Raw genomic sequence first — 243 nt, forward strand, 5'->3', positions numbered from 1 at the left:
GCCGGCCTTGAGGTAGTCGAGCTCCAGGCCGTTGTTCATCAGCCAGACGTCGGGGCCCTTGCCGGCGGCGACGGCCTGCTTGATCTTGTCCCGGCCGTCCTTCCACTCCAGGAGCGTGAGTTCGACCTTCACCTTGCCCTGGGAGGCGTTGAACTCGTCCACCAGGGCCTTGACCTTGGTGTCCTGGCCGATCCAGTAGGGCATCGACCAGAACGTGACGGTGGTGGGCCCGGCGGACTCCGA

At 65.8% G+C, this 243-nt stretch carries 1 protein-coding gene; it reads right to left on the reverse strand.

All coding sequences use genetic code 11. From position 1 onward, the window contains the following. On the reverse strand, positions 1-243 hold a 243-nt coding region (locus PUR61_RS36610), incomplete at both ends, for an extracellular solute-binding protein (RefSeq protein ID WP_329883882.1).

It is taken from the genome of Streptomyces sp. BE20, from assembly GCF_036322525.1.
Classification (GTDB): Bacteria; Actinomycetota; Actinomycetes; order Streptomycetales; family Streptomycetaceae; genus Kitasatospora.